Source organism: Xanthomonas vasicola (assembly GCF_000772705.2).
GTDB classification, from domain to species: Bacteria; Pseudomonadota; Gammaproteobacteria; order Xanthomonadales; family Xanthomonadaceae; genus Xanthomonas; species Xanthomonas vasicola.
The window spans coordinates 1-1,046 of the sequence record NZ_JSBW02000093.1; the positions used below are offsets into that span (position 1 = coordinate 1).

Here is a 1,046-nt window from a genome sequence, read left to right on the forward strand (position 1 = left end):
CGCTCTGAGTAGCGGCCGGGTTTAGAGTCCGGGGTTGATGATATCGGTGTTGGCCAGCTGTTGGGCATACGCAGATGGCGTCATGCCGCCAATTGCCTTCTTGGGTCGTTCCTCGTTGTATTCACGTCGCCAGCGTTCGATCTCGATGCGCGCGTGCAGCAACGTCGGGAACCAGTGCTCGTTGAGGCATTCGTCGCGTAGCCGGCCGTTGAAGGATTCGACGTAGGCGTTTTGGTTTGGCTTGCCGGGTTGGATCAGCCGCAACTGCACGCCACGGGCATGCGCCCAGGCGACCATTGCCTTACCGCAAAACTCCTTGCCGTTGTCAGTGCGGATCACCTGCGGCAAACCGCGACTGTGGGCCAGTCGGTCCAGCACGCGCGTCACCCCGTGGCCTGAGATTGCGCGCTCCACGTCGATGGCGACCGCTTCGTGGGTTGCGTCGTCCACAATCACCAGACACTTGATCACCCGGCCTTGGGCGGTGCGGTCGAACACGAAGTCCATCGACCACACCTGGTTGGCCTGCGCTGGCCGCAGCAGCGGCTGACGCTCGCCAACCGGTACCTTCTTGCGCTTGCGGCGCCGCACTTGTAGCTGCTGCTCGCGATACAACCGCTCCACGCGCTTGTAGTTCACCAGGCGTCCTTCCTGTCGCAGCTTGAGATAGATCATCCCCACGCCGTAGCGGCGATGGCGATGCGCCAACGCAAGAATGCGCTCGCGCAGTTCGCCATTGCGGTCTTGGCGCGGGCAATAGCGCAGCGCACTGGCGCTCATACCGATCACTGCCAACGCACGACGCTCGCTGGCACCACGCCCGATCCACTCGCGCACCAGCGCACGACGCGCCGGTGCGCTCACCACTATTTTCGCAACGCATCCTTGATCAGGTCGTTCTCGAACAACTGCTCGGCCAGCAACTTCTTTAGCCGCGCGTTCTCGGCCTCAAGGTCCTTGAGCCGCTTGGCGTCGGGCACGCTCATGCCGCCAAACTTGCTGCGCCACAGATAATAGGACGCCTCGCTGAAGCCATGCCGCCGGCA

1 protein-coding gene is annotated in these 1,046 nt (G+C 62.9%); it reads right to left on the minus strand.

The window, feature by feature from the left end; translation table 11 throughout:
• Nucleotides 1-21: 21 nt before the first annotated feature.
• Nucleotides 22-1,046 (minus strand): IS3 family transposase gene (locus NX05_RS19880; protein ID WP_146437870.1). Its coding sequence is split into 2 segments (ribosomal slippage), with 1,026 coding nucleotides annotated over them: nt 22-869 and nt 869-1,046; the frame shifts between segments, so codons are not numbered across the junction. This gene is flagged as partial in the annotation.